Source organism: Halegenticoccus tardaugens (assembly GCF_004116405.1).
Taxonomy (GTDB): Archaea; Halobacteriota; Halobacteria; order Halobacteriales; family Haloferacaceae; genus Halegenticoccus; species Halegenticoccus tardaugens.
Map to the genome: position 1 here is coordinate 144,776 of NZ_SDIC01000004.1, position 24,635 is coordinate 169,410.

At 70.2% G+C, this 24,635-nt stretch carries 33 protein-coding genes and 1 pseudogene; 23 read left to right on the forward strand and 11 right to left on the reverse strand.

Features of this window, described 5'->3' with window-relative positions; all coding sequences use genetic code 11:
• Positions 1 to 73: 73 nt before the first annotated feature.
• Positions 74 to 1,003 carry a sulfide-dependent adenosine diphosphate thiazole synthase gene (locus C3L37_RS11625; RefSeq protein WP_129114784.1) on the forward strand — a complete coding sequence of 310 codons (930 nt, stop codon included), beginning with the start codon at positions 74 to 76 and terminating at the stop codon, positions 1,001 to 1,003.
• 119 nt (positions 1,004 to 1,122) lie between these two features.
• Here the strand turns inward: C3L37_RS11625 and C3L37_RS11630 are convergent, their stop codons facing one another.
• The 5 genes and pseudogenes from C3L37_RS11630 to dcd form a co-directional block, all read right to left on the reverse strand.
• A complete protein-coding gene (locus C3L37_RS11630; RefSeq protein WP_129114785.1) occupies positions 1,123 to 1,446 on the reverse strand; it encodes a hypothetical protein in 324 nt (107 codons plus the stop codon).
• 229 nt (positions 1,447 to 1,675) lie between these two features.
• Positions 1,676 to 2,524 (reverse strand): class I SAM-dependent methyltransferase, encoded by an 849-nt coding sequence (locus C3L37_RS11635; protein WP_129114786.1) that lies wholly within the window; start codon positions 2,522 to 2,524, stop codon positions 1,676 to 1,678.
• A complete protein-coding gene (locus C3L37_RS11640; protein ID WP_129114787.1) occupies positions 2,521 to 3,429 on the reverse strand; it encodes a thiamine-phosphate synthase family protein in 909 nt (302 codons plus the stop codon). Before C3L37_RS11640 ends, C3L37_RS11635 begins: the two co-directional genes overlap by 4 nt.
• Entirely contained in the window at positions 3,426 to 5,102 is a 1,677-nt protein-coding gene (locus C3L37_RS11645; protein WP_394345794.1) for a dCTP deaminase domain-containing protein, read from the reverse strand. Before C3L37_RS11645 ends, C3L37_RS11640 begins: the two co-directional genes overlap by 4 nt.
• A pseudogene (gene dcd / locus C3L37_RS24845) lies at positions 5,103 to 5,441 on the reverse strand (dCTP deaminase); the annotation flags it as partial. It lies immediately after the preceding gene.
• A 133-nt stretch (positions 5,442 to 5,574) separates the two neighbouring features.
• On the opposite strand from dcd, the gene pth2 reads away from it, so the two are divergent.
• The gene (pth2, locus tag C3L37_RS11650; RefSeq protein WP_129114789.1) at positions 5,575 to 5,913 is read left to right on the forward strand and encodes a peptidyl-tRNA hydrolase Pth2; all 339 of its coding nucleotides are present in this window, start codon (positions 5,575 to 5,577) and stop codon (positions 5,911 to 5,913) included.
• A 15-nt stretch (positions 5,914 to 5,928) separates the two neighbouring features.
• On the opposite strand, the gene C3L37_RS11655 is transcribed toward pth2, so the two are convergent.
• Positions 5,929 to 6,318, reverse strand: a complete 390-nt coding sequence (locus C3L37_RS11655) for a hypothetical protein (protein WP_129114790.1) — start codon at positions 6,316 to 6,318, stop codon at positions 5,929 to 5,931.
• Between the two features lie 457 nt (positions 6,319 to 6,775).
• On the opposite strand from C3L37_RS11655, the gene truD reads away from it, so the two are divergent.
• The 4 genes from truD to C3L37_RS11675 all read left to right on the forward strand — a co-directional run bounded on the left by truD (position 6,776) and on the right by C3L37_RS11675 (position 10,594).
• Positions 6,776 to 8,137, forward strand: a complete 1,362-nt coding sequence (gene truD / locus C3L37_RS11660) for a tRNA pseudouridine(13) synthase TruD (RefSeq protein WP_129114791.1) — start codon at positions 6,776 to 6,778, stop codon at positions 8,135 to 8,137.
• A gap of 107 nt (positions 8,138 to 8,244) precedes the next feature.
• A complete protein-coding gene (gene thiE / locus C3L37_RS11665) occupies positions 8,245 to 8,934 on the forward strand; it encodes a thiamine phosphate synthase (RefSeq protein ID WP_129114792.1) in 690 nt (229 codons plus the stop codon).
• Positions 8,931 to 9,749 carry a hydroxyethylthiazole kinase gene (gene thiM / locus C3L37_RS11670; protein WP_129114793.1) on the forward strand — a complete coding sequence of 273 codons (819 nt, stop codon included), beginning with the start codon at positions 8,931 to 8,933 and terminating at the stop codon, positions 9,747 to 9,749. Before thiE ends, thiM begins: the two co-directional genes overlap by 4 nt.
• Positions 9,750 to 9,874: 125 nt before the next feature.
• Positions 9,875 to 10,594, forward strand: coding sequence for a DUF2103 domain-containing protein (locus C3L37_RS11675; RefSeq protein ID WP_129114794.1), 720 nt, complete (start codon positions 9,875 to 9,877; stop codon positions 10,592 to 10,594).
• A gap of 19 nt (positions 10,595 to 10,613) precedes the next feature.
• Here C3L37_RS11675 and C3L37_RS11680 read toward each other — a convergent pair whose 3' ends face one another.
• Positions 10,614 to 11,300 (reverse strand): helix-turn-helix domain-containing protein, encoded by a 687-nt coding sequence (locus tag C3L37_RS11680; protein WP_129114795.1) that lies wholly within the window; start codon positions 11,298 to 11,300, stop codon positions 10,614 to 10,616.
• A gap of 182 nt (positions 11,301 to 11,482) precedes the next feature.
• On the opposite strand from C3L37_RS11680, the gene C3L37_RS11685 reads away from it, so the two are divergent.
• The 9 genes from C3L37_RS11685 (at position 11,483) to C3L37_RS11725 (ending at position 16,170) form a co-directional block, all read left to right on the forward strand.
• Positions 11,483 to 11,758 (forward strand): 50S ribosomal protein L37ae, encoded by a 276-nt coding sequence (locus C3L37_RS11685; RefSeq protein WP_129114796.1) that lies wholly within the window; start codon positions 11,483 to 11,485, stop codon positions 11,756 to 11,758.
• A 19-nt stretch (positions 11,759 to 11,777) separates the two neighbouring features.
• Positions 11,778 to 11,912, forward strand: a complete 135-nt coding sequence (locus C3L37_RS11690; RefSeq protein ID WP_129114797.1) for a DNA-directed RNA polymerase subunit P — start codon at positions 11,778 to 11,780, stop codon at positions 11,910 to 11,912.
• A 4-nt stretch (positions 11,913 to 11,916) separates the two neighbouring features.
• Positions 11,917 to 12,180, forward strand: a complete 264-nt coding sequence (locus C3L37_RS11695) for a KEOPS complex subunit Pcc1 (RefSeq protein WP_129114798.1) — start codon at positions 11,917 to 11,919, stop codon at positions 12,178 to 12,180.
• 110 nt (positions 12,181 to 12,290) lie between these two features.
• Positions 12,291 to 12,683: a spore germination protein GerW family protein gene (locus C3L37_RS11700; RefSeq protein WP_129114799.1), complete on the forward strand. Its 393-nt coding sequence runs from the start codon at positions 12,291 to 12,293 to the stop codon at positions 12,681 to 12,683.
• A gap of 61 nt (positions 12,684 to 12,744) precedes the next feature.
• Positions 12,745 to 13,143 (forward strand): prefoldin subunit beta, encoded by a 399-nt coding sequence (locus C3L37_RS11705; RefSeq protein WP_129114800.1) that lies wholly within the window; start codon positions 12,745 to 12,747, stop codon positions 13,141 to 13,143.
• 6 nt (positions 13,144 to 13,149) lie between these two features.
• Entirely contained in the window at positions 13,150 to 13,413 is a 264-nt protein-coding gene (locus C3L37_RS11710; RefSeq protein ID WP_129114801.1) for a DUF3194 domain-containing protein, read from the forward strand.
• 166 nt (positions 13,414 to 13,579) lie between these two features.
• A complete protein-coding gene (locus tag C3L37_RS11715; protein ID WP_129114802.1) occupies positions 13,580 to 13,780 on the forward strand; it encodes an HVO_0649 family zinc finger protein in 201 nt (66 codons plus the stop codon).
• A gap of 219 nt (positions 13,781 to 13,999) precedes the next feature.
• Positions 14,000 to 14,782 (forward strand): DUF7388 family protein, encoded by a 783-nt coding sequence (locus C3L37_RS11720; RefSeq protein WP_129114803.1) that lies wholly within the window; start codon positions 14,000 to 14,002, stop codon positions 14,780 to 14,782.
• A gap of 218 nt (positions 14,783 to 15,000) precedes the next feature.
• The gene (locus C3L37_RS11725; RefSeq protein WP_129115256.1) at positions 15,001 to 16,170 is read left to right on the forward strand and encodes an NAD(P)/FAD-dependent oxidoreductase; all 1,170 of its coding nucleotides are present in this window, start codon (positions 15,001 to 15,003) and stop codon (positions 16,168 to 16,170) included.
• 16 nt (positions 16,171 to 16,186) lie between these two features.
• On the opposite strand, the gene C3L37_RS11730 is transcribed toward C3L37_RS11725, so the two are convergent.
• Both C3L37_RS11730 and C3L37_RS24345 read right to left on the reverse strand, forming a co-directional pair.
• Positions 16,187 to 16,645 (reverse strand): Hsp20/alpha crystallin family protein, encoded by a 459-nt coding sequence (locus tag C3L37_RS11730; protein WP_129114804.1) that lies wholly within the window; start codon positions 16,643 to 16,645, stop codon positions 16,187 to 16,189.
• Entirely contained in the window at positions 16,642 to 16,800 is a 159-nt protein-coding gene (locus tag C3L37_RS24345) for a DUF7559 family protein (protein ID WP_164974740.1), read from the reverse strand. Before C3L37_RS24345 ends, C3L37_RS11730 begins: the two co-directional genes overlap by 4 nt.
• Before the next feature lie 159 nt (positions 16,801 to 16,959).
• Here C3L37_RS24345 and C3L37_RS11735 point away from each other — a divergent pair, with 159 nt between their 5' ends.
• From C3L37_RS11735 to C3L37_RS11755, 5 genes are all read left to right on the forward strand, one after another.
• On the forward strand, positions 16,960 to 18,681 hold the full coding sequence (locus C3L37_RS11735) for a radical SAM protein (RefSeq protein WP_129114805.1): 1,722 nt from the start codon (positions 16,960 to 16,962) through the stop codon (positions 18,679 to 18,681).
• 4 nt (positions 18,682 to 18,685) lie between these two features.
• Positions 18,686 to 19,480 (forward strand): MBL fold metallo-hydrolase, encoded by a 795-nt coding sequence (locus C3L37_RS11740; protein ID WP_129114806.1) that lies wholly within the window; start codon positions 18,686 to 18,688, stop codon positions 19,478 to 19,480.
• A 122-nt stretch (positions 19,481 to 19,602) separates the two neighbouring features.
• On the forward strand, positions 19,603 to 20,361 hold the full coding sequence (locus tag C3L37_RS11745) for a creatininase family protein (protein ID WP_129114807.1): 759 nt from the start codon (positions 19,603 to 19,605) through the stop codon (positions 20,359 to 20,361).
• A gap of 125 nt (positions 20,362 to 20,486) precedes the next feature.
• A complete protein-coding gene (locus C3L37_RS11750; RefSeq protein WP_129114808.1) occupies positions 20,487 to 21,161 on the forward strand; it encodes a YkgJ family cysteine cluster protein in 675 nt (224 codons plus the stop codon).
• A gap of 181 nt (positions 21,162 to 21,342) precedes the next feature.
• A complete protein-coding gene (locus C3L37_RS11755) occupies positions 21,343 to 21,756 on the forward strand; it encodes a TRAM domain-containing protein (RefSeq protein WP_129114809.1) in 414 nt (137 codons plus the stop codon).
• A 12-nt stretch (positions 21,757 to 21,768) separates the two neighbouring features.
• Here C3L37_RS11755 and C3L37_RS11760 read toward each other — a convergent pair whose 3' ends face one another.
• Positions 21,769 to 22,476, reverse strand: coding sequence for a class I SAM-dependent methyltransferase (locus C3L37_RS11760; RefSeq protein WP_129114810.1), 708 nt, complete (start codon positions 22,474 to 22,476; stop codon positions 21,769 to 21,771).
• A gap of 103 nt (positions 22,477 to 22,579) precedes the next feature.
• On the opposite strand from C3L37_RS11760, the gene C3L37_RS24350 reads away from it, so the two are divergent.
• Entirely contained in the window at positions 22,580 to 22,741 is a 162-nt protein-coding gene (locus C3L37_RS24350) for a hypothetical protein (RefSeq protein ID WP_164974741.1), read from the forward strand.
• Positions 22,742 to 22,781: 40 nt separating this feature from the next.
• Here the strand turns inward: C3L37_RS24350 and C3L37_RS11765 are convergent, their stop codons facing one another.
• The gene (locus C3L37_RS11765) at positions 22,782 to 23,177 is read right to left on the reverse strand and encodes a PPOX class F420-dependent oxidoreductase (RefSeq protein ID WP_129114811.1); all 396 of its coding nucleotides are present in this window, start codon (positions 23,175 to 23,177) and stop codon (positions 22,782 to 22,784) included.
• A 139-nt stretch (positions 23,178 to 23,316) separates the two neighbouring features.
• On the opposite strand from C3L37_RS11765, the gene C3L37_RS11770 reads away from it, so the two are divergent.
• Both C3L37_RS11770 and C3L37_RS11775 read left to right on the forward strand, forming a co-directional pair.
• Positions 23,317 to 23,592, forward strand: coding sequence for a MarR family transcriptional regulator (locus C3L37_RS11770; RefSeq protein ID WP_129114812.1), 276 nt, complete (start codon positions 23,317 to 23,319; stop codon positions 23,590 to 23,592).
• A gap of 97 nt (positions 23,593 to 23,689) precedes the next feature.
• Entirely contained in the window at positions 23,690 to 24,598 is a 909-nt protein-coding gene (locus C3L37_RS11775) for a glycosyltransferase family 2 protein (RefSeq protein ID WP_129114813.1), read from the forward strand.
• The last annotated feature ends 37 nt before the right edge of the window (positions 24,599 to 24,635 follow it).

The window sequence follows — 24,635 nt, forward strand, 5'->3', positions numbered from 1 at the left end:
AGCGCAATAAACTCCGCCGGTGAGGGGCAACGCGTGCGAAGCGTTTAACAACTTGGTGTTATCACTAGGTGGTATGGGCCGATTCACCGGCTTCAGCGAGGCGAACGAGGCACAGGTCACGCGCGCGATCGCGAAGGAGTGGGGCGATGATTTCCTCGATTTCACGGAGAGCGACGTGATCGTCGTCGGCGGCGGGCCGTCGGGGTTGACGGCGGCCAAGGAGCTGTCCGAGCGCGGCGTGAAGACGATGGTCGTCGAGAAGAACAACTACCTCGGCGGCGGCTTCTGGCTCGGCGGCTTCCTCATGAACACGGTCACCGTCCGCGATCCCGCACAGGACGTGCTCGACGAGCTGGGCGTCCCCTACGAGGAGAGCGACGAGGCCGAGGGGCTCTACACGGCCGACGGTCCGCACGCCTGCTCGGCGCTGATCAAGGCCGCCTGCGACGCGGGCGCGCGGATCCAGAACATGACCGAGTTCACCGACGTGGTCGTCCGCGAGGACCACCGCGTCGCGGGCGTGGTGATGAACTGGACGCCGGTCCACGCGCTGCCGCGGGAGCTCACCTGCGTCGACCCCGTCGCCGTCGAGTCGGAGCTGGTCGTCGACGCGACCGGTCACGACGCGGTCGTCGTCTCGAAGCTCCAGGAGCGGGGCGTGGTCGACGCCCCCGGCATCAGCCACGCGCGCGAGCGCGGCACCGGGATGGACAAGACCGCCGAGGACGAGTACGGCGCGCCCGGCCACGACTCGCCCGGTCACGACTCGATGTGGGTCACGGAGAGCGAGGACAGCGTCGTCGAGGAGACGGGGCGGATCCACGACGGCCTCGTCGCGACGGGGCTCGCGACCGCCACGGCGCACGGTCTCCCGCGGATGGGGCCGACGTTCGGCGCGATGCTCCTGTCGGGCAAGCGCGCCGCGCAGGTCGCGCTCGACGAACTCGGCGTCGACGCGGAACCCGTGCGGATGACGACTCGACCGACGCCGGCGAACGACTAAGCGGTGGACACCGCGAAGATGGGACGACTGAGCGGCGTTCGCCGCGAAGATGGAAACGACTAAGCGACGGTCGTCGCGAAGGTGGGGACGACCGAGCGACGCCCGGCCCGTCCACGATCTCACTCGTTCGGTTCGAACGCGCCGTCCGGCGAGACGCCGACGAGCCCGGCGCTCACGTCCCAGAGTCGCCTTCGGATCCGTTCGTCGTACGACTCCGGAGCGGACCGCGTCGGCTCGCCGTCGCTGAAGTACGCGCCCGTCACGTCCTCCAGTTCCGGGTCCGTCGCAGCCCGGATCACCGTTCGCGCGCCCTCCTCGACGCTCTTGGTGAACGGGAGCGGCAACCGGGCGAACAGTCGCAGCGTCAGCCGACTCCGGAGGGACGCCCCGCGGCTCAGCGCCGTCGAGGGAACGAATCCCGGATCGACGGCGTTCGCCGTCACGCCCGTCCCGCGGAGCCTGTCTGCGAGCTCGTACGCGAAGAGGACGTTCGCGAGTTTCGACCGGCTGTACGCGGCCAGGCCGCCGTAGCCGCGCTCCAGTTGCAGGTCGTCGAAGCGGATCGCGGTTCGCCCGTGGAGCCCCGAGGAGACGACGACGGTGGCGACCGGCGGGAGGGCCGCGACGAGTGCGGGGATCGAACGGGGGGAAGAGAGGGTTGTCCGTTCGACGTCACCGCACGGTCCCCGCGCTGAGCCGAGCGAAGCCCAGCGCGTGGGTCGAGTAGCGAACGTCGTCGCAGGCCGCCCGCACCGTCCGGTGCGCCGTCGCGACCCGCGCGTCGAGCGTCCGCGTCGCCTCGCGGCCCCGCAGCCGCGTCCCCGGCGGCGACCCGGCGAGCACGAACGCCTCGAAGAGGGGGTTGAGCGGCGCCCCCGACGGTCGCGTGCTCCGCGCGAGGTCGAGCACGGCGATCCGGCCGGCCGGGTCGACGAGGTCGGCCCACCCCCGAACGGTCGTTTCGGGGTCCGGGAGCATGCCGGAGACGAACGACGAAAAGACGGCGTCAACGGGACGAGACGGCAGGTCGCCGTCGAGATCGAGAGGACGAGACGGCAGGTCGCCGTCGAGATCGAGAGGACGAGACGGTCCATCACCGTTGAGAGCCACCGGCGGTCGCGTCGCGTCGCCGCCCACCACGTGGACGTTCTCCCACCCCCGGCGTTCGATTCGGTCGCGCGCTCGGTCGAGCACGCCCGGCGAGAAGTCGACGCCGACCACGGCTCCGTCGGGGCCGACGCGGTCGCGGAGGTGCGGGAAGTTCGCGCCCGTCCCGCAGCCCATCTCGACGACGCGGTCGCCGGGTTCGAGCGCGAGCGCGTCCGCGGCCCGCGAACGGAGGGCACCGACGCCGGGCGCGCGCGTCGCGAGCGCGTCGTACAGCCGCGCCCACCGGGAGTAGAACGCCTGCGCGACCGCCGCGCCGTCGTCCGGCGTCGGGTCGCCCAACCTCGCCGCGTCGTCGGACACCGTCGCCGGGTCGTCGTCGCTCCCTCGCCGCGGCCCGCCTCTCCCGGTCATCCCCGAGACAGCAGCACGTCGCGAACGATCGACGCGGCCGTCGGCGCGTCGGGGGCGAGCACGTACGTGATCGGCTCGATGCCGTAGCCGCCGGTCTGGTAGAGGACGAACGTCTCGCCGGGTTCGCGCCCGTCGAGCGCGGCGGCGATCGGGTCCGCCGCCTCGGAATCGAACTCGATCGTCTCGTGTCCGGCGTCGTCGAGCGACTCGACGATTCCGGGGTCGTAGCGGACGTTGAGCGTCGCCCGCGCGTCGCCCCCCGCAGCGCGCGCGGCGAGCAGCACGCCCGCGACGTGCTCGCTGACGCCGAACTCCGGATCGCCCGGCACCGTCGCTCGGCCCTTCACGTCGACGATGCGGCCGGGGACGGCGGCCACGTCTTCGATCGTCGTCGCGTCCGGCAGGCACTCGACGAGGTTCGACCCGACGTTCGGGATCAACCCCGCGAAACCGCTGGCGTTGGTGAGCGTGCGCAGGCCGCGCCGGACCGACGACAGCACCTGCTCCGTCGTCCGGATCGGGCTGTCGGGGTCGTGCACGTCGAAGTCGCCGTCGAACGCTGCGAGTTCGGGCATCGCCTCCTCGTGCATCGTCGCGAGCAGGTCGCCGTCCTCCAGCCGGCGGATGAGCACCTCGGTCTCGACGAGCGCCTGTACGCTGCTCATCTCGCCCGTCGCGAGCCCCTCGCCGACGCGCTCCGTGAGCTCTCGGACGCGGTCGTCCTCGACGAACTCCCCCCGCCTCCCCACCTCGCCGTGGGCGTACTTCGACACCGCGCTCTGGCTGATGCCGAGCGCCTCGGCCACCTCGCGCTGGGTGAGCCCGCGCTCGCGAAGCTCCTCCGCGAGCATCGACCGGAACGTCGGCAGGAACTCCTCGACGACGATCTCCTCGACGAACTTCATCGGTCGCCGAACTCCGGATCGTCCTGGATGCGCGAGGCCTGCGGACCGCGCTGGTCCTGATACTTCGAGCCGCGCTCCGTCCCGTACGGACGGTCGGCGGGGTTTTTCAGCTCCGTGAACACGAGCTGGGAAATGCGCATCCCGGGGGTGAGCGCCACGGGGGCGGTGCCGAGGTTCGACAGTTCGAGCGTCACCTGCCCGCGGTAACCGGGGTCGATGTACCCGGCGGTATTCGAAAGGAACACGCCGCCGAATCCTCCCAGGAAGTTCTCGATATGACGTCCGTCCGGCTGAACCTCCAGGTCGTATGTGGTCTCGTACCGCTCGGTCGCTTCCACAGAGACGACGCGTTCGAATCGGACAGATTCGGCCAATATCTCATCGAGACGAGTCACGTCCGCTCCGTGTTCGGCATAGCAGTCCCGTAACTCGCGCAGCGTGTCCCGCTTGACCGCGTCGTACTCTCTGTTTTCGACGTTCGAGATACTCGATTTCGAAGAACATCCTATCGCCGCTGCGGCGTCAGCCATCGTCAGCCCGGCCTCTCTCCGGAGTGAACGCAATAGGGTGGATGGATTGGGAACGCACTGTCCGCGCTTGTGGGCATCTTCATAGAAGTCGATCGCCCATTGGGTCCTCGTTTCGCCGTTCCCGTTGCTCCTGTCGCGACAGTACGTCGACGTGTACCTTCCAAGACGACTTCCAAGGTACGTCACACGGTTCGCGAGGTCTTCGTTGGCCGTAAAGAGCGTGCTTCGTCCGTCACGACGATGGCCGTCGCCGTCGAGCAATCCGTCGAGGAGCGAAGAGAGGACGTCGTTGCTCCAGTTCCACGCGTGTTCTGGAATGTTCTTCTCGCTGCCGGCACCGGCTAACTCTCCGAAGATCTTAGACCAGAGTGCGGAACAAACAGTGAGGTAGCTCACACCGTCCGGACCCTCTTGCCGAGATAGCGGCACGTCTCGCTGGCCGAACCACGCGGCAACGCGGTCTAAATACGCGTCCTCCTCGTTTGTGAATACGAGTTGCTTGCGTCGAGCGTACCCCTCCGCGATATAGAATCCGAGGATCCAACCGAGTTCAGGCGTCACCGAAAGGTACCGAGGCGTGCGGGTTTCGCTTTGCTTGAACGCGATCTCTGCGTCTTCCGGGGCGGCACGCCATCCCACCGCGGGGAACGGGGCGCTCACACGCCGTTCGTAATGCTGACGGGAGCCCGAGGGAACACTCGACCAGTCTACTTCGGCGAAACCGTCGGTCGCGTAAACGACGATGTCTTCGTCGTCGTCGTCAATCAGCGACAGCAGATCGATTTCCGTCTCTTCGCCCCGTGGTCCGGGGAGTACGCCGGGGACCATCACGAGCTCTCCCACGGCGTCTTCGCTGGCGAGGCGGGTCACTCCACCGTTGGCATCGAGCGTGAACACGTTGTGATCCTTCGTGACGTGTACTTCGCGTCCGGACTCCAATTTGACGCGATAGATCCGCTTTCGAGGGTTAGTGATGTAATCGGTCACGTCGTGTGTTCGGACCCGGAGCGTGGCCGGATCGAACGAGACCGCGCGTGCGTCGACTTCGTTCTCGACGACGTGGCCGATCTCATAGAACCCGAAACCATCCTTCGGCGTCCAGAGGAACACTTCTTCGTCGTATGGTAGTGACGCATGCACCACGACCGCCAGCCGCCCGAGCGACGAGCGCCCCTCGACGTTGGCGACGAGGTCCGGCGGCACCTCGACCCGCTCTTTCGTCGTCCCGAGAACGAAATCGCCCGGGTGGAGGATGAACTCGTCGCCCTCCGCGACCGTCGTCTCCCGGATGTACTCGCTCACCTCGTCCTCGCGGTTCGGGTGGATACACGAGATGTTGGTCCGGCGAAATTCGAGAAAGTCGGGGCCCAATCGGAGGTCGATGCTCGCGGGCTGCACCTGCATGTCGACGTCGTCGAGCGGTTCGACGACGAGGTCGCCGTCGCGCAACCGCGCGAGCAGGTCGGCGTCGGAGAGTATCATACTGGTGAGGGAGCGCCCGCGGGTGTAAAGTTTCCCGGTCGGCGTCGACGGTCCCTCGACCTGAGCCGGCGGACCGCCCGCTCGAACGCGCCGCGATGGCAGGAGATTTACCCGCGGGGTCGGGACGACGGGTATGAAGCAGGCAATCGTCGCCCGGGCGGACCTCGGGATGGGACGGGGAAAGCTCGCCGCGCAGGTCGCGCACGCCTCGCTGTCGGCGTACGAGGACGCGGACGCGAAGACCCGCCGCGCGTGGAAGGGCGAGGGGCAGAAGAAGGTCGTCCTGAAGGCTAACGGCGAGACCGAACTGTTCGAACTCGCGGACGCCGCGGAGTACGAGGGGCTCCCTCACGCGATCATCAGGGACGCCGGCCACACCCAGCTCGAACCGGGGACGGTGACGGCGCTCGCGGTCGGCCCGGGACCGGACGAGACCGTCGACCGCGTCACCGGCGACCTCCCGCTGTACTGAGCGACCCTTCGGGTCTCAAATCATCTCCTCGGCCGTGTCGACGCCGACGACGATCCCCGTCTCGTCGCGGTCGACGCGGTCGGCCTGTCCGGCCTCCTCGAACAGCGCCCGAGCCTGCTCGTCGTGGGCGCGCCGGGCGGCGGCCGCGAGCGGATCGTCGATCCCGACGTCGGCCGCCAGCGACTCCCACTCGTCGTCGCCGACGAGGTAGGCTCGCCTCCCCTCGGCGGTGACGTACTCCCCGTCGGCCTCGTACGTCGAGTGGCGACCGAGCAACTCGGCGTCGAGCACGACGAGGACGTCGGCCAGTTCGTCGGCCGTGACCGCCGCCGCTTCGGCGGCTCGGTCGACGACGGCGGCGTCGATCGACGACTCTCGCGTCTCGGCGGTCGAATCGTCCGTCATGCGTATCCCCTCGCGACGACGCACGCGAGTCGGTTGGGCGTTGCGGCCGACGCGCGCGCTTTCGGCATCGGCTCCGGGTCCTGTGCGGTGCTCGTCCGAGGGAGCGCGCGCGAAGAAGGGGGCCCGGTCGTCCGCGACCGGGGAAGGGGGTGTGTCAAAGCTCGCCGCGCGTGGGGGTCCGCGTGCCGACGGCTGCACCCGCCGCGGCCCAGGGCCTCCACCGAGCCAATGCGCGTGGCGGAGGCGACTGGGTGTAGGCGACCCGTCCGTATTATTACACGCGCCATAAGTGCGTCGAGCCGCGGGCTTAACCGGTGCATAGGTTACGAAACGGTTGCAACGGTCCGACGGCGTGGGGTGGTTTGCTGTCGAAACGCCGCAGGGTTATATTCGCGGCCGAACGAGACACGTCCACGATGACCCGCACCGCGGCCCCAAACCGGAGGACGAGAGACTGATGCGCGAGGCGCACACCGTGGAGCGACGGGTCGGCATGGAGTACTACGTAAGCGACGTCGACGGCGTCGGCGGCAGGCTCCGCGTCGACGTCGACGACTTCCGCGTCCGCGAGTTGGAGCGATTCGACGCCGAACCGCTCTCGTCGGATCCGGGCGCGTACGGCCACCTCGTGCTGCGCGTCACCCTCCGCGGCTGGGACACGAACGACTTCGCCGCGCGGCTCTCGGACGCGCTCGGGATCAGCCGCGAGCGGGTCTCGTGGGCGGGCACGAAGGACAAACGCGCGGTCACGACGCAGCTTTTCACCGTTCGCGACGCCGACCCGGAGCGCCTGCCCGAGGTCCGCGACGCCGAGATCGAGGTCCTCGGACGCGCCGGCCGCGACCTCGGCTTCGGCGACCTGGCCGGCAACGCCTTCGAGATTCGGGTTCGCGAACCCGATCGCCCCGAAAACGCCGACGCGATCACGGCGCAGCTTCGGACCTTCGCGGGCGGTGACGGCGAAGGAGGAAACGAGGGCGGCCCGATCGCCGTCCCCAACTACTTCGGACAGCAGCGCTTCGGCAGCATGCGTCCGGTGACCCACGAGGTCGGCCTCCGCGTCGTCCGCGGGGAGTGGCGCGGGGCCGTGCTCGCCTACGTCGGCAACCCCGCCGAGACGGAACCCGACGACACCCGCGACGCGCGGGCGTTCGTCGACGAGCAGGCGTCGCGCGACGATCCCGACTGGCGCGCCGCGCTCCGTCGGATGCCCGGCCGCCTGCGCTACGAGCGGTCGATGCTCCACCGGCTGGCCGACGAGGGGGCGGAGACGCCCGACGACTTCAAGCGCGCGCTGGAGGCGGTTCCGTCGAATCTCCAGCGGCTGTTCGTCAACGCCGCCCAGTCGTACGCGTTCAACCGCATCCTGAGCGAGCGCCTCCGCCGCGGCCTGCCGTTCGACCGCCCCGTCGAGGGGGACGTGGTCTGCTTCGCGGACCGGGACGCGCCCGACGAACTCGTCGCGCCGGACGCCGACCGCCTTCAGCGCGTTACCGGGCGACGGGTCGAGGTCGTGGCGAAACACTGCGAGCGCGGCCGGGCGTTCGTCACCGCACCCCTCGTCGGCACCGAGACCGAACTCGGCGAGAGGGAACCCGGCGAGATCGAATGCGACGTCCTCGCCGACCTCGGTCTCGATCCGTCGGACTTCGCCCTCCCCGGGAACTTCGAGTCGACCGGGACGCGGCGGGCGATCCTCCTGCGGACCGATCTGACGGTCGGGCGCGACCCGCTCGCCTTCTCCTTCGCGCTCCCGAGCGGCTCTTACGCGACGGCCGTGATGCGCGAGTACCTGAAGGCGGGGCCGCTCGATCTGTAGCCGACGATCGGCGGCCGATCTTCCCCGCGATCGACCACCTCGTCTCGTCCGATCCGCTCCGACCGAAACCGTCATTCCGTTCGCGCAACCATCCGTCGGTACTACTCATGAATATCGACTGGCGAACCTACCTCATCACGCAGGCGGATCTGTCCGCGGGACGGACGACGCCGGAGATCGTCGCCGCCGCGATCGAGGGCGGCGTCGGCGTCGTCCAGTTGCGCGAAAAACACGCGACCGTCCGCGAGCGGCTCCGCGTCGGCCGCGAGGTTCGATCCCTGACGGCCGACGCGCGCGTGCCGTTCGTCGTGAACGACCGCGTCGACCTCGCGCTGGCGCTCGACGCCGACGGGGTCCACCTCGGCGACGATGACCTCCCCGTCGCCGCGGCGCGCGACCTCCTCGGCGACGACGCCATCGTCGGACGGTCGGTGTCGAGCGTCGCGGGCGCGGAGCGGGCAGAAGCGACGGGGGCGGACTACCTCGGCGTCGGCGCGGTGTTCCCGACGGAATCGAAGAACGTGACGTCGGAGCAGGCGGAACGCGGGGTCGAGACGGTCCGGCGCGTCGCCGACGCGGTCGACCTGCCGCTCGTCGGCGTCGGCGGGATCACCCCCGAGAACGCGGACGAGGTCGCGGCCGCGGGAGCCGACGGAGCGGCCGTCATCACCGCGATCACGGCGGCGGACCATCCGGCGGCGGCGACGCGGGCGCTCCGCGAGGCGGTCGATGCGGGACGCGCGACGGGCGCGGACGACGCGGCGTCGACGGGAACCGAGCGAGGCGACGGCCGGTGACCGACGCGACGCCCGCGGTGAGCGAGTCGCTCGCCGCGATCGCGGCGACCAGTCCGCTCGTGCAGTCCATCACGAACGAGGTGACGGTGAACGACGTCGCGAACGTTACCCTCCACTGGGGCGGCCTGCCGGTGATGGCCGACGACCGCCGGGAGGTGGCCGAGATGGTCGCGGGCGCGGACGCCCTGCTCCTGAACATGGGGACCGTGAGCGAAGCCGGCGAGCGCGCGATGCTGGAGGCGGGTCGGGCGGCGAACGAGCGCGGCGTTCCCGTCGTCTTCGACCCGGTCGGCGCGGGCGCGACGCCGACGCGGACGGCGGTGGCGACGCGCGTCTGCGAGGAGCTCGACCTCGCGGTCGTGAACGGGAATTACGGCGAGGTAAGCACGCTCGCCGGCGCGGACGGCGCGGTCCGCGGCGTCGAGTCGGTCGGCGAGTACGGCGATATCGCGGCCAGCGCGGAGGCGCTCGCGGCCGAGACCGGCGCGGTCGTCGTCGCGTCGGGCGAGACGGACGTCGTCGCCGACGCGGAGCGCGCGGTCGAGGTGCGCGGGGGCCACCCGTCGCTCGGCGAGGTCGTCGGAACCGGGTGCATGCTCGGCGTCACGGCGGCGACGTTCCGCGCGGCCGTCGCCGATCCGTTCGCGGCCGGCCTCGACGCCGTCCTCGCGTTCGGACTGGCGGCCGAGCGCGCGGCGGAGACGGACCCGGCCGGCCCGGCGAGCTTCAAGGTCGCGTTCCTCGACGCGGTCGCGGCGCTCTCTCCGGAGACCGTCGACGACGCGCCGCTGGCCGACCGCGTCGAATCCGCGTGACGATCGCGTCGAATCGACGTGGCGGGGGCGATCTCGCCGAGTCGAGTTCGCCCGACGAGGGCGACCGTTCGGCCGTTCGGCCGCAAACGAACGGAGTTATAGCCCGGCGGCGGCGACCCCCTGCCATGAACTGCCGGCGGTGTGGCACTCCCCTCGAAAAGCCGGGCGACTACTGTCTCACGTGCAACACCGCCAACTGCGACGCTGTCGTCGCCGACTTCGACCGCGACCGGGCGACGATCACGATGCTCGACGGCGAGGCGATCGTCGGCGAGACGACCGTGACGACGGTCCCCGAGACGGGCGAGGAGGCGGGCGTGGTCGAACTCCGGAACTTCGCGGGGCGCGTCGCGGACGAGATCCGGCGCAAGCGGCCCGAGGCGGTGTTCGCCGCGGGGGACCGGGAGGTCCTGCGCGAGACGCGCGCGCAGCTCCATTACGAGTTCCTCCGCGTTCGCGGCGAGGACGTCGTCGCGTCCGTGCTCGACCGCCGCGGGGAGCGCTCGCTCGACGTCGTGGAGACCCCGCCGCGGGAGAAACTCGGCGGCACCCACAGCACGCTCATCGGCGGTCGCGCGGGGCGAAAGGCGATCGGCGTCGTCGCGGAGCACCCGCACGTGAAGAAGATCGTCCCCGGACCGATCGACGCGGGCGGGACCGGGTCCCGGACGGGTCTGCGGGCGAAAGCCACCCGCGCCGACGGCAACGGCAACGTCCGGCTGCTGCTCCGCGACGGGTCGAGCGTGCAGGAAAACCGCGTCGTCACGACCGCGATGGACCGCGAGACGGGCGAGTGGGTGCGCGACGACCTGAACGATGCGCTCTCGGACGCCGGCCTGCGGTAGCGATGCCCGTCGATCGCGCTCAGCCGAGCGGCGGCGTGAACCGCTGTTCGGGCCGCTCCCGACACTCGTTGTACAGCGCGTTCGTCACGAACGTCTTCAGTGCCCGCCGGAGCCGTTCGGAGGCGGCTTGCCCGGTGATTCCGAGCGAGTCGCCGAGCTCTTCGAGCGACGCGCTCCGGGGGATGTCGAAGTACCCCGTCTCGATCGCCTGCACCAGGATGTCGCGCTGGGCTTCCGTCAGCCCGTACGGAACTTCCCCGTCCGTCGACCCCTCCGAGTACAGCCCGCGGAGCGAAAAGGAGATGTCCCGCTCGCGGCACCGCTCCCGGTACTCGATGAGCGCGTCGTGATCGGGGAACCTGATCCGCATCTCCCAGCCGTTTTCCGTCCCGGTTCCGCTGAGTAACACCCCGTCGAGTTCGGCCCAGTCGTCGTAGGTCGCGGCGCGCCGACCGCCGTCCGACAGTTCGACGCGATACCGGCGCGCGCTCTCCGTGTCGGCGAGCAGCGCGGAGTCCACGACGGTCGGATCGTCGCGGAGGGCGGCGTCGAACTCGCCGGCTCCGTCGCCGCGCGCGCGGAACTGCATCCGGAGCGGCACGCCGTCCGTCGTGTACACCCGATCGATCGCGACGGACACGCCGGGGGCCGCCGCTAGCGCCGAACCGAGAATCGGGGTTGCGAGGTTGAAGTCGGCGACGATCACGTCACTTACGTCGTTCAGCGGATCCGCGTAAAACGCTACGGGCCACGTACACGGAAACCGATACGACCGGTATCGGCGTGAACGAAACCCCTCCGTCGCCGGCGATTCGGGACGATTCTCCGCCGTCAGAGTCGGTCCGACTCAAAGCCTTTTTGTGCGCGCTCCGGATACAACGCAGTACTATGGCCGAGAAGAAGGCACGAAAGACCGGGAGCGCCGGCCGGTTCGGCGCGCGGTACGGGCGCGTCTCGCGCAAGCGCGTCTCGGAGATCGAAAGCGACATGCGAAACGCCTCGGTCGACGGCGACTCGGTAAAGCGCGTCGGAACGGGCATCTGGGTGAACGAGGAGACGGGCGAGAAGTTCACGGGCGGCGCGTACCGCCCGCAGACGCCCGGCGGTCGCACCGTCCGGCGGTCGATCCGCGCGGCGCTGTCGACCGACGAAGACGACGAGTAATCGACATTCCCTCCAAACGATGAGCTATAAGTGTTCTCGGTGTAAGCGGGACGTGGAACTGGACGAGTACGGCGGGGTCCGCTGCCCGTACTGCGGCCACCGCGTGCTCCTGAAAGAGCGGAGTCGGGACGTAAAGGAAGTCTCGGTCGAGTAGGCGCGTGGCGCACGACGGGCCCCGACCGAACCGCGCGTTGCTTCGTTTCGAGTACGACGACGAGCGACGCGCCCGCATCGTCGAACGGAGCGTCGGCGTCGAGGTGGGCGAGATCGACGACGCCCGCTCCGCGGCGACGGTCGAGCGCGACGGGCGGAGCGTCGCGGTTCGCGTCTCGGCGGCAGACCTCGTCGCGCTCCGGGCGGGCGTGAACTCGTGGACGCGGATGGTGTCGGTCGCGGAGCGGACGATCGACGCCGCGGAGTGACGGGAGACCGGCGACGTCGACGACCTCCTCGCCGCCGGCGTCTCTCCGCGCGTCCCCGCCGACTCAAGGGTTATCTCCGCGAGCGTCGTACCGCATGCGGTGAAACCACGATGAATGCAGCGGAGCGATTCCTGTCGATCGTCGAGCGACTGACCGAACGCGGCAGCGTCCGCTCGGTCTTCGGCGAGCCGATCCTCTCGGAGGGGCGGACGACGGTCCCGGTCGCGAAGGTCGCCTACGGCTTCGGCGGCGGATTCGGAACCGACGGGCGCGACCGACCGGCGGACGAGCGCGCCGGCGACGCCGCAGACGAGATCGCCGGGGACGAAGGCGGTGGCGTCGGCGGCGGCGTCTCGGTCACGCCCCTCGGCGTCCTCGAGATCACTGAGGACCGGATCCGGTTCGTCAGGTTCGACGACCGACGACGGACGATCGCGGCGGCGACGGTCGGCGCCGTCGTCGGCTTTCTGGCCGCGCGGCGGTTCGATCGTCGCCCCGACTGAGTCGTCGACCGGTCGCCTCGGAATACGGGGCTTTTTCAGTCCGGGACCCGTCGTCCCGCTCATGCAAGGCAATCTACCCCCCGAGGCGCAGGAGAAACTCGAACAGCTGCAGGACCTCCAAGAGACGGCGCAGAAGGTCGCGGCGCAGAAACAGCAGACCGAATCGACGCTCACGGAGTCGCGATCGGCGCTCGAAGCCCTCGACGGGATCGACGAGGACACCGCCATGTACCGCGAGATCGGCGAACTCCTCGTCGAGACGGAGTACGACGAAGCCCACGAGACCCTCACGGACAGGGTCGACAGCCTCGAGATACGCGCCGAGCAGCTGAAAAAACAGGAGAACCGCGTTCAGGAGCAGTTCGAGAGCCTCCAGAGCGAGCTCCAGCAGCTGCTCCAGGGCGGCGCGGGCGGCGGCCCGAGCGGTCCGATGGGACCGGGCGGCGCGGGCGGCGCGTAACCGTCGATGACGGACGAGGAAACGGGCGCGGGTCCGAGCGACGACGAAGTCGTCGAGACGGCGGCCGAGGCGGCGGAGGGCGTCATCTTCGCCACCTACCGCCAGTCCGACGTGCGCGACTTCGACGTGACCGTCACCTTCGAGGAGGGCGTTCTGGAGGTCGACGTGTACCTCAACGCCCCCGACGACGAGGCGGACCCCGAAGCGGTCGCCGACGAGGCCGCGCGCGCGGCCCGCGACGCGGTCGACGACCTTTTCGACGGCGCGTAGCCGCCGAACCGCTCGGCGGCGAGCGACGCCCCGGATCGAGTCGCGAGTCCCCTCGGACGCCTCGCGACCGGGCCTGAACGGGCGCTGTCGGCGTCGACGCTGCTCCGCGGAGCGGCGGGTATCCGTCGGCAAAAACGTTTTGTACCACCGTGATTATCGTTAGCACATGTCTGTCCGACGGACCATGGGGACGACGGCGCTGGACCGGCTCAGGGCGCGCTACGACGCCGAGGAACGGATCTGCGGCAAGTGCGGCTACGACGACGACGAGGGCGGCTGGCAGGTCGAAACGACCGGCAGTCGGGTGCTGTACCGCCACGTTTGCCCGAGCTGCGGCGCGATAGAGCGGCGAGAGCTCCGCCTGTAGAACCTGCCGCGCCGACGAAGCGACGGCCGAGAGGCGTCGCACGTCGTCTCGGAGGGAACGAAACGACCGAGAAGCCTGCGTCCCCGTGGCCGGTGGAGTACTTGCGAACAACGACATCCTTATGTCCCGATCGCGGGTACGGGTGAGTACATGGTCGCACAGACGATGGATCGCGTTCCGCGACGGTGAATCGATTCTTTTGAACAGTGGTGATCTCCGATGCTGACCGGTGAGCGCGCCGTGACGAGGACGGGGCTGGACGCCGCCGCCCTGAAGCCCAGAGAATGCGACGTGCGCCGGGCGCTCGACCTGCCGCTCGATTCGGTCGCCATCGACTACGAGGGCCGCGACCACCTCCCCGACGCCGCGACCCTCCGCGAACTCGCCCGGGTGAAGGAGGTGTGGCTGACGACGCCCGTTCGCGCGGACGGCTTCGACCCCCTCGGCGACGATTCGCTCTACGAGTGGGTGCCGGAGGGAGTCGGACAGGTGCTCGTGGCGGGGCACCCCGCCTACCTCACGGACGGGGAGCGCTCGCGGGCGATCGCGCCCCGCCTCGGCGCGGCCAGAGAGCGCGTCCCCGACGCGTGGGTCGGGACGGAGGGCGTCGAACGGGTCGCGCTCGCGGCGGGCGGCACGCAGTACGAACTGCTCTCGCGCACGACCGAGCGCGACTTCCGCGCCCTCCGCGCCGCCGGCTTCGAGGGCGAACTCGCGCTCTACGCGCCGACCGTGCTGACCGACGACGAGGACGCCGTCCTCGACGCCGTCGGCGGGTACGCCGCCCGCCGTCGCCCGGTCGCCCGGGCGCTCCCCGACGGGTGCCCAACCGACGGCGGCGCGACCGGTCGGGCCCGCGACGTCCTCTCGGAGGCGATCCGCGACTACGCGCTCGTCGGCGCGCCAGAGGCGGTCGGCGAGCGCGTCCGGGCGCTGAAGGACGCCGGCGCGGACGTGGTCGTCGGCTACCCCGCGCGGGGCGTCGAGGAGTTCCTCGGCTGAGCGAGACCCCAAGCCCTCGCCGAAACCTACAGCTAAGTGACTCAGGGCCGTTCGGCGGGCATGAACGTTTCAGCCGCGGGCTCGTCCCCGACGGCGCGGACGGCACGGACGAGGTGGATGTCGTCGGCGGATCGGTTGGATCGGTCGGATCGGACGTCTCCGACGAGTCGAGCGAATCGAACGCGGTCGACGGCACCGCCGTCGCGGCGGGGTCGGCGATGACGGCGGACGGCGGTCGAACTGAGGGAGACGACCGCCGGACGAACGCGGGCGATGGTCGCCGGGTGGCGGTCGTCGGCGCGGGGGCCGTGGGCGTCACGGCGGCCCGCGACCTCGCCGCGGGCGGGGCGGCGGTGACCGTCTTCGATCGGGGCGCGATCGGAAGCGGCAGCTCGGGTCGCGCCGCGGGCGTCCTCTACGACGCGTACGCCGGGGACGTGGACGCCGCGATCGGCGACAGGGCGCTCGAACGGTTCCGCGAGCGCTCGGGCGAGGGCGGGTTCGAGTTCGTCGAGTGCCCGTACGTGTTTCTGGCGCGCGAGGGCGACGAAAAGCGGGCGAGGGCGATAGAAGAGGGCGTCGAGCGGATGCGCCGCCACGGCCGCGACGTGTCGCTCCTCTCGCCCGACGAACTCGGCGGGCGGTTCCCCCTCCGCGTCGACGACGTGGCGGTCGCGGCGGTCGCGGCGAACGCCGGCTGGACCGACCCCGCGAGCTACGCGTCGATGATGGCCGATCGCGCCGCCGCCGCCGGCGCGAAGTTCCGGACGGGGCGGGCCGTCGACCTTCGGATCGACCCGCCGGGGATCGTCGTGGACGGGGAGGCGGAGGCGTTCGACGCCGTCGTCGTCGCCGCCGGCGCGCACACGAAGCGGATCTTCGAGCGGGCGGCCGTCCGAATCCCGCTGAAGCCGTACCGCGTGCAGGCGCTCACGTCCGGCGTCGAGTACGGCGGACCGATGTGCCACGACGCGACCGCCGGGATGTACCTTCGGCCGCACCCGACGGGGCTGCTCGCCGGCGACGGGACGGAGCCGGTCGAGGCCGATCCCGACGAGTGGAACCGCGACGCCGACGACTGGTTCGTCGACGGGATCCGCGACGGGGTGCGCGAGCGCGTCGGCCGCGAACTGCGGGTCGAACGCGCGTGGGCGGGCCTCTGCACCGCGACGCCGGACGGGAATCCCCTGTTGGGCGAACTCCGCCCGGGGATCCACGTCGCCGCGGGGTGGCAGGGCCACGGGTTCATGCGCGCACCCGCCACGGGCGAGGCGATCGCGGCGGCGGTGCTCGGCGATCGATCGCGCGCGCCGCCCGGGGCGTTCGATCCGACTCGGTTCGACGGGACGGAGAGGTTCGAGATCGCCGAGGGGATGACGATCGAGTGAGGGGGCAACCGGACGACTACTCCTCCGTCCCCTCGTCGTCCCCGTCGTCCGCCGTTTCGTCGTCTTCCTCCGCTTCGACCGTGACGCTCCGTCCGCGGTCGTCCTTCGGAATTCGAACGCGAAGCGTCCCGTTCTTCGTCAGGGTCGCGGACGCTTCGCTCGCCTCGACGGAGGCGTCCGCGGGGAGTTCCGCCACGCCGTCGAGCGCGAGACCGCGGCCGGGAAAGCGCATCTCGAACCCTTCGTAGAAGTCGCGGAAGCGGTCGATCCGGACCTGAACCTCGTCGTCGACGAAGCGGACCTGCACGTCGCTTTCGGCCGCGCCGGGGGCGTCGAAAATCACCAGGTAGGCGTCGTCGCTCTCCAGCAAGTCGTAGGGCAGGGGCTTTCGCTCCTGGACGCGGCTCACCCCGCGGCCGACGCGTTCGAGCACCGCGTTCGTCGCCGACTTACCGAGCTCGCGGAGCCCGTTCATACCACGATCTCCTCCAGCGCGTCGGTTTCTCCGCAGTACGGGCAGACGAAGTCGCCGACGCCGACGTCGTCGGGCATGTCGTAGGTGTAGTGCAACTCGAACATGTCGAGTTCGCAGTCCGGGCTCGTGCACTTGACTTCGAGCGTGGCCGGCATACGCGGGACTAGTTCGGCGAGCTTGATAAGTGGCGCGGGCCTCGCGGTCGGTTACCGGTCCGGCGGAACGGAAAACGGTGCGCGACGATCACGCCGATCGCCGACCGTGGCGGAACGAGGAACCGCATCGTTTTACGCCTCGCCGCCGAACGCCGGGACATGACGCACCCGGCCGACCTCTCGGTGACGCTCGTCGACGGCTACGTCGACGAGCCGGCGCACTTCGGCGTGCCGCCGTACGTCTCGACGTACCCGCGCGTTACGGCCGGCGCGCTGGTCGACGCCGGCGTTCCCGAGGGGAACGTCACCTACCGCACGATCGACGAACTCCGCGAGGAGCGCCGAACGTGGCGCGACGTGGCCGACGCCGACCTCCTCGTCTACCTCGGCGGGATGACCGTCCCCGGCAAGTACGTCGGCGGGACGCCCGCGGAACCCGACGAGGTGCGCGAACTCGCCTGGACCGCCGAGGGGACGACGCTGATGGGCGGGCCGATACGCTTCGGCGTCGGCGAGGAGAACGCGGGCGGCGTGGACACGGAGCGCCGCGACCTCGACTTCGACTTCGTCGCGAAGGGCGACGTGGAGGCGGCGGCGCACGACCTCGTCGAGAGCGGGCTGGAGGGGTTCGGCGACCGCGTCCGCGACAACGACGAGCTGGACCGCTGGGCCGCGGCGGGCGCGTTCGTGATCGAACAGCACCCGAACCACCCCGACTACCTCATCTGCGAGCTGGAGACCTCCCGCGGCTGCGCCTACCGCTGTTCGTTCTGCACCGAACCGCTGTACGGCAACCCGGCGTTCCGCGCGGCCGACTCCGTCGTGAAGGAGGTCGCGCGCCTCTACGAGCGCGGCGCGCGGCACTTCCGGCTCGGTCGGCAGGCCGACATCCTCGCGTTCGGCGGCGACGGGGAGGCCCCCAACCCCGACGCTCTCCGGCGGCTCTACGGCGGGATCAGGGAGGTGGCCCCGGCCCTCGGGACGCTCCACCTCGACAACATGAACCCGATCACGATCGCCCGGTGGCCCGAGGAGAGCCGCGAGTGCATCCGCATCATCGCCGAGCACAACACCGCGGGCGACACGGCGGCGTTCGGCCTCGAATCCGCCGACCCGGTGGTACAGGAGGAGAACGACCTCAACGTGAGCGCCGACGAGTGCTTCGAGGCGGTTCGGATCGTCAACGAGGAGGCCGGGTGGCGGCCGGGGAACGACCCGTCCGCCGCGCCGACGCGCGGGGAGGGGGCGTCGAACCGCCTGCCGAAGCTCCTGCCGGGGATCAACCTCCTGCACGGGTTGAAGGGCGAGCGCGAGGAGACGTTCGAGCACAACGAGCGCTTCCTGCGGCGCGTCTACGACGCGGGTCTCATGGTCAGGCGGATCAACATCCGGCAGGTGATGGCCTTCGCCGGGACGGAGATGTCCGACACGGGGGCGCGGATCGCGAAGGACCACAAGAAGCTGTTCAAGACGTACAAGCGGAGGGTGCGCGAGGAGATCGACCACCCGATGCTGGCGCGGGTCGCCCCGCCCGGGACGGTCCTCCCGGACGTTCACCTCGAATACCACCGGGACGGCCGGACGTTCGGTCGACAGCTCGGGACGTACCCCCTCCTCGTGGCGGTCCCCGGCGAGCGCGAACTGGGGGCGACGATGGACGTCGCCGTCGTCGACCACGGCTACCGCTCGGTGACGGGCGTCCCCTACCCCCTCGACCTCAACGGCGCGACGATGGACGAGTTGACGGCGATTCCGGGGATCGGCAAGCGGCGCGCGGGCGACATCGTCGTCAACCGACCGTACGACTCGCCCGAGGAGGTCGCGAGCGCGGTCGACCTCGCGAAGTTCACCGCCGCGCGCGGCGCGGAGAGCGCAGACTGAAGCGATGGAGCGCCGCGTGCACCGCGTCTCCGTCCCCGTCGCGACCCGCGCGCCGAGCGGGCGAACCAACGCGTACCTCGTCGGCGGGTCGGACGCCCTGCTCGTCGACCCCGCGGCGCGGACGGCCGAACTGGACGCGGCGGTCGCGGAACGCGGCGTCGCGCACGTCGCCGCGACGCACGCCCACCCGGACCACGTCGGCGCGGTCGCCGACTACGCCGCGGAGACCGGCGCGACGGTGTGGGCTCGGCGGGGCAGGGAGCGCCGGTTCGAGACCGCGACGGGCGTCGCGCCGGATCGGACGTTCGGCGAGGGGACGCGGATCGAGACGGGCGACGGCGCGGTGACGGCGCTCGACGCGCCCGGACACGCGGCCGACCACGTCGCGTTCGAAATCGGAGGTTTCGGACCCGCCGCCGTGCTCTGCGGCGACCTCGCCGTCGCGGAGGGGAGCGTCGTGGTCGGCGCGCCCGATGGCGACATGCGCGCCTACCTGACGTCGCTCCGGCGGCTGCACGCCCGAAACCCGTCGCGCCTGCTCCCGGGTCACGGCCCCGCAGTCGACGATCCTCGGGCGACGCTCTCGCGGCTGATCCGACACCGCCTCGACCGGGAGCGGCGGGTGCTCGCGGCCGTCCGAGACGGGACGTCCGACGTCGACGGCGTCGTCGACGCCGCGTACGAGAAGGACCTGACCGGCGTTCGGGATCTGGCCCGCGCGACGGTCGTCGCGCACGTCGAGAAGCTGGCGCACGAGGGGAAGGTTCGGTGGGTCGACGGGACGGTGCGACCGGGGTAGCGCGACCGGGGTCGTGGAAGCGGGGAGAGCGGGCGAAAAAACACGCGTCGGCGAGCGGTTCACGTTCCGCGTCGCCGACAGCCGCAGACTTATGTCCTCGGCGTCGCAGGTCGCAGTACCGTATGTCTTCGCGAACGTCGGTACTCCTTGAAGAACTCACGTGGCGAGAGGTCGAGGCCGCGCTCGAAACGGGAACGCGGACGGTCGTCGTCGCCGTGGGGTCGGTGGAACAGCACGGACCGCACCTCCCGCTGATCATGGACGCGCTCTGCGGCGACGAGCTGGCGCGCCGCATCGCGGCGCGGCTCGGGGACGCGCTAGCCGCACCGACGATCCGCCCCGGCTGTTCCGGCCACCACATGGAGTTCCCCGGAACGATCACGATCCCGCCCGAGACGCTGATGGAACTGATCCGCTCGTACTGCCGGTCGCTCGACGAACACGGCTTCGAACACGTCGTCCTCGTGCCCACCCACGGCGGGAACTTCGGCCCCGTCAACGCCGTCGCGCCCGAGATCGCCCGCGAGATCGACGCGAACGTGATCGCGTTGGCGGACCTCGACGAGAACATGGCGCTGATGAACGAGGGGCTTCGCGAGGCCGGCGTGGCGTACGAAGAACCGGTGATCCACGCGGGCGCGGCGGAGACGGCCATCGTCCTCGCGGTGAACGAGGGGCTCGTGCGAACCGACGAACTCGCCGTCGGGTACGAGGGCGAGGTCTCCGCCTCGCGGCTTCTCAGCAGGGGATTCAAGGCGGTTACGGAGACGGGCGTCCTCGGCGATCCCCGGGAGGGGACCGCCGAGGCGGGGGAGGCGATCCTCGAACGGATAACGACCGCGTACGTCGACCGGATCGAGGCCGAGCGCGACGCCGCCTGAAACCGGGCATCGACGGCGACGCGGAGGGGGACGGAGACGTCGACGGCCGGCGACGCCGATGCTGACGCCGACGGCAGTCGACCCGACGCCGTTTTGGGCGTCGGTCCCGAGTGATCACCACACGAATGCGATCGCTCGAAGCCGAACTCGAACGCGCGCGCGACCTCGACGTGTCCGACCTCGCCGACTCGATCGAGTCGATCGGCTTCGAGTGCACCCGGTGCGGGGCGTGCTGTAAGGGGTACGACGCGAACGGCGGCGAGCGCGAACCGCACACGGCGACCGTCTTCCCCGACGAGATCCGCCGTCTCGGGGAGGCGACCGGATACGACTGGCGCGACGTCGCCCGGCCCATGCCCTACGGTCTCGCCGAGGCGTCGGACGGCGACGGCCTCGAAGGCGAGACGTTCGAGTGGGCGCTCCGGGCCGACGCCTGCGGCGACTGCGCCTTCTACGCCGAGGACGACGCCGGCACGGGGACGTGCACCGTCCACGACGACCGGCCGCTCATCTGTCGGACGTACCCCTTCAGCGTGCGACTCGGCGGGACGAGCCAGCCGGCGGGCGAGGCCGTCGACGAGGAGGGGATGGTCCGCGCGCACGAGTGCGAGGGGCTCGGTCGCGACATCTCCCGAGACGACGCCGAGGCGCTGGCGCGCTCGCTGAAAGAGCGCGCCGTCAGGGACGTCGCGGAGGCCATCGCGGTCCGCGATCGGTACGAACCGGCCGATCCGGGGCCGGGCGAGGTAGTGGTTCACGACGCGGAGGGGGCGAAGCGTCCCGACGGGCGGCCGCTGTAGCGTCCGAGCCGCGTCGGCGACGCCGCGGTGTTCGCGGATTCGGTTTTCCACCTCGCGGTCGACGCGACGTCGCACCGACGTCGTCGGCGCGGGCTGTGGGGCCTCGGAACCCGCCTTCGCGCCGTCTCCCGGCGGTACACCTTTAACCACGCAAACCGAGTACAAACCGGAGGTCTGCACGTTGGAAATCTCAGATAAACTCCTGTGTTTGTTCAGTGCGGAGGTGCGAGCGGAAGACGACAGGTACGTCGTCGAGGTCCCACGCCGCGAGGTCGAGACGGGTTCGATCGACGCCGGCGACGTCTACCGCGTTGCGCTCATCTCTCGGAGAAACGCGACCGCGAAGGAGCGGGAGGGTGCGAACGCGAGCGGCAGCGGTAGTCCGTCGAGCGAGCCGCAGCCGCCGGTCGAGATCGGCGAACTGCGCTACGTCGAGATCGAGGACATCGGCAAGCAGGGCGACGGCATCGCCCGCGTCGAACGCGGGTACGTCATCATCGTCCCCGGCGCGGAGATCGGCGAGCGCGTGAAAGTCGAGATCAGCGAAGTGAAGTCGAACTTCGCGGTCGGCGAGATCATCGAAGACGACTTCTGAACGCCGCTTTTTTCAGCGGGTCCGCGCGTCCCAGTAGGAGACGGACGCGAGCTTCCGCCCGAGCGCGCTGTCGCGAAGCGACGCGTCGAGCTCCCTGAACTGCCCGGCGACGCCGTTCGGGATCTCGCGGTAGAAGCCGTACGGCAGGACGAAGTCGTGCGCTTCGTTCGCGAGGACGAGCCCGGCGTCGCCGAGCAGCCGCTCGACCTCGTCGCGGGAGTACAGCCGAGATCCCATCGGCAGGAGCCAGTTGTAGATGCTGCGCGTGCTGAATCGGTTGAACGTGTCGAAGAACACCTGGTTGCGCGAGACGCGCGCCATCTCGGCCAGGAACTTCGCCGGCGTGTCCGCGAGGTGGAAGAACCGGATCGCGAACACCGCGTCGAAGTGGTCGTCGGGAAACGGTAGCCGGGCGGCGTCGCCGCGCATGAACTCGATGCGTTCCCCGACGCCGAACTCGCGGGCCTTCCGCCGACCCTGCGCCATCATGGCCGACGAGATGTCGAGTCCGACGATGTCCGCGCCGCGCTCTGCGAGCATGACGGTGAAGCGCCCGGTTCCGCAGGCGATTTCGAGGACTCGCTTGTCTTCGAGCGCGCCCAGTGCGTCGAGTACCGCCCGTTTCTCTCGACGGTCGATGAGCCGACCGCCGTTCGAGAAGCGCTTCGTCTCGTACTCCTCGGCGATGTCGTCGGCCTGGTACCACTCCTTCCCTTTCACGTTACCGCAACGTGTTCGCCCGGGGACTAAAGTCGTGTTGGATGGGATCGCCGATCCGGCGGACGAGCCGGCGCTTATCCGACTGGGGGGCGTACCGGCGGGCATGCCGACGTGCAAACGCTGCGGGGCGGAACACGACGCGGCGGAACTGATCCGACACGAGCGCCCCGGGGTGATTCTCGTCCACTGCCCCGACTGCAACTGCCTGCTCGGGCGGTATCGCCGGCACGGGGACGATCCGCGGACGGACACGCGGCGGCACTGAGCCGTCGGCGAACCGCTCCGCCCGCCCGTCGGGATCTCGATCACTCCCCGCCGACGACGATCTCGTCCGTCGGGATTCGCACGATGACGCGCGCGCCGGACTCCTGATCGAGGTTCGGATACTCGTCCACGCCCATGTACCGCTTCGCGAGTCGGTGTATGTGCTCGACCGCGCCGTCCTCCGAGAGCGTCGCCTCGCCGCGGACGGAGACGAACCGGTACGGATCGTCGGGGTCGACGACGGACACCCCGACCTTCGGCTCCCGTCGGATGTTCTTCTCCTTTCGCCGCCCGCGCGCGGTGTTCACGAGCACGTACTCGCCGTCCTCGTGGTCGACCCAGACGGGCGTGACGTGGGGCGTCCCGTCCGGCATCACGGTCGCGACGTGCGCGAAGGCTTGCTTTTCGAAGATCTCCCGGTGTGACGCGGGTATCATGGGTAATCTATCGGGGTCAATCGGTAAAAACGCACCAGGGGATCGTCACCCAGATAGATATAAGGACCTTAAGTAATCTCCATCCTTTTGTTGCATATGTAGCGAAGCTTTACCACGCAGGGTTTTCACACTACGGAGTATGAGCACCAGTACCACCGCAGAGCCCGCCAGAGAAGACCGTCTGTCGGAGCAGGAGTTTCGCGACCGCCTGCGCGAACTCCCCCCGAGCGCGAAACTCGTCGCCAAGGTCCTCGAGAGCGAAGCCCCGCTCTCGCAGGGACAACTCGCCGACGAGTCGCTCCTTCCTGACCGGACCGTCCGCTACGCCCTGAACCGACTGGAGGATTCCGAACTCGTGGGCTCGCGGTACAGCTTCAAGGACGCCCGCAAGCAGGTCTACTTCCTCAACGCGTAGTTCGCGTCCGCCGTAGCGTTCTCGCCTCGGACCGCCGCCCGCCCCCGTCCGCGACGGAGAGGCGTCAGTTTAAGTGTTCGGTCGTCTACGTGCCTGTATGAATCTCTCGGTAGTCGTCCCGACCCTGAACGGCCGGGACCGGCTCGCGGCCAGCCTCGATTCGCTGGCGGCGCACGCGCCGGACGCCGAGGTCGTCGTCGTCAACGGGCCCTCCGCGGACGGCACCACGGGGATGGTTCGCGAGCGCGACGACGTCGACGTGCTCGTGGAGATCTCCGCCCGGACGCTGAACGTCGCCCGGAACGCCGGCGTCGAGGTCGCGTCGGGGGACGTGGTCGGATTTCTCGGGCAGGACTTCGTCATCGAAGAGCCGTGGCGCGACGCCGTGGCCGAGGGGATCGCGGACGCGGACGCGGTTACGGGGCCGACGCACCAGGCGCTCCGGGTCGGCGTGACGACGGACGACCCGGAGCGCCGGGAGATCGCGAACCGGCGCGTCACGTACTTCAACGGCGGCAACGTCGCGTTCAGGGCGGAGACGCTCGACGCGATCGACGGCTTCGACGAGTACCTCGAAACCGGCGGCGCGCGCGACGCCGCCCACCGACTGGCGGGGCGGGACGCGACGGTCGAGTGGCAGCGAGAGATGTGCGTCCGCCGCGAGCACGAGACCGAAGCCGACGGCGGCGTTCCGGCGCACAGGTGGAACTGGAAGTACCGGGCGCTGACGTACCGCCTCGTGAAGAACTACGGACTGCGCCCCACGGTCGTCCGGCGGACGCTCTCGCACGCGGCGGGCGACGCGGCGTCGACGGCGCGGGACGTGGTTCGCGGCAACGCGACCCCGACGACGTGGGCCGGAAACGGCCGGGACGTCGTCTGCGGGATCGTCACCGGAACCTCCGACGGGCTCGTCGCTCGGGCGCGGGACCGCTCGTCGACGCGAAATCCGCACGGCCTCTCGAAGCGCGCCGACCGGGCCGTAGCGCGGTACGACTGGCGCTAGGCGATCCGTCCGAGGCGCGGTCCGACGGCCGAACGGT

Coding starts and splice junctions, on each gene's coding strand:
- C3L37_RS11690 (WP_129114797.1), top strand. CDS start 11,778: ATGAGCTATAAGTGTTCTCGGTGTAAGCGGGACGTGGAACTGGACGAG.
- C3L37_RS11730 (WP_129114804.1), bottom strand. CDS start 16,645: ATGAACGGGCTCCGCGAGCTCGGTAAGTCGGCGACGAACGCGGTGCTC.
- C3L37_RS11640 (WP_129114787.1), bottom strand. CDS start 3,429: ATGAAGTTCGTCGAGGAGATCGTCGTCGAGGAGTTCCTGCCGACGTTC.
- truD (WP_129114791.1), top strand. CDS start 6,776: ATGCGCGAGGCGCACACCGTGGAGCGACGGGTCGGCATGGAGTACTAC.
- C3L37_RS11735 (WP_129114805.1), top strand. CDS start 16,960: ATGACGCACCCGGCCGACCTCTCGGTGACGCTCGTCGACGGCTACGTC.
- C3L37_RS11655 (WP_129114790.1), bottom strand. CDS start 6,318: ATGACGGACGATTCGACCGCCGAGACGCGAGAGTCGTCGATCGACGCC.
- C3L37_RS11635 (WP_129114786.1), bottom strand. CDS start 2,524: ATGACCGGGAGAGGCGGGCCGCGGCGAGGGAGCGACGACGACCCGGCG.
- C3L37_RS11770 (WP_129114812.1), top strand. CDS start 23,317: ATGAGCACCAGTACCACCGCAGAGCCCGCCAGAGAAGACCGTCTGTCG.
- C3L37_RS11685 (WP_129114796.1), top strand. CDS start 11,483: ATGGCCGAGAAGAAGGCACGAAAGACCGGGAGCGCCGGCCGGTTCGGC.
- C3L37_RS11765 (WP_129114811.1), bottom strand. CDS start 23,177: ATGATACCCGCGTCACACCGGGAGATCTTCGAAAAGCAAGCCTTCGCG.
- C3L37_RS11740 (WP_129114806.1), top strand. CDS start 18,686: ATGGAGCGCCGCGTGCACCGCGTCTCCGTCCCCGTCGCGACCCGCGCG.
- pth2 (WP_129114789.1), top strand. CDS start 5,575: ATGAAGCAGGCAATCGTCGCCCGGGCGGACCTCGGGATGGGACGGGGA.
- C3L37_RS11625 (WP_129114784.1), top strand. CDS start 74: ATGGGCCGATTCACCGGCTTCAGCGAGGCGAACGAGGCACAGGTCACG.
- thiE (WP_129114792.1), top strand. CDS start 8,245: ATGAATATCGACTGGCGAACCTACCTCATCACGCAGGCGGATCTGTCC.
- C3L37_RS11750 (WP_129114808.1), top strand. CDS start 20,487: ATGCGATCGCTCGAAGCCGAACTCGAACGCGCGCGCGACCTCGACGTG.
- C3L37_RS11715 (WP_129114802.1), top strand. CDS start 13,580: ATGTCTGTCCGACGGACCATGGGGACGACGGCGCTGGACCGGCTCAGG.
- C3L37_RS11775 (WP_129114813.1), top strand. CDS start 23,690: ATGAATCTCTCGGTAGTCGTCCCGACCCTGAACGGCCGGGACCGGCTC.
- C3L37_RS11745 (WP_129114807.1), top strand. CDS start 19,603: ATGTCTTCGCGAACGTCGGTACTCCTTGAAGAACTCACGTGGCGAGAG.
- C3L37_RS24350 (WP_164974741.1), top strand. CDS start 22,580: ATGCCGACGTGCAAACGCTGCGGGGCGGAACACGACGCGGCGGAACTG.
- C3L37_RS24345 (WP_164974740.1), bottom strand. CDS start 16,800: ATGCCGGCCACGCTCGAAGTCAAGTGCACGAGCCCGGACTGCGAACTC.
- C3L37_RS11705 (WP_129114800.1), top strand. CDS start 12,745: ATGCAAGGCAATCTACCCCCCGAGGCGCAGGAGAAACTCGAACAGCTG.
- C3L37_RS11720 (WP_129114803.1), top strand. CDS start 14,000: ATGCTGACCGGTGAGCGCGCCGTGACGAGGACGGGGCTGGACGCCGCC.
- C3L37_RS11700 (WP_129114799.1), top strand. CDS start 12,291: ATGAATGCAGCGGAGCGATTCCTGTCGATCGTCGAGCGACTGACCGAA.
- C3L37_RS11725 (WP_129115256.1), top strand. CDS start 15,001: ATGACGGCGGACGGCGGTCGAACTGAGGGAGACGACCGCCGGACGAAC.
- C3L37_RS11675 (WP_129114794.1), top strand. CDS start 9,875: ATGAACTGCCGGCGGTGTGGCACTCCCCTCGAAAAGCCGGGCGACTAC.
- C3L37_RS11710 (WP_129114801.1), top strand. CDS start 13,150: ATGACGGACGAGGAAACGGGCGCGGGTCCGAGCGACGACGAAGTCGTC.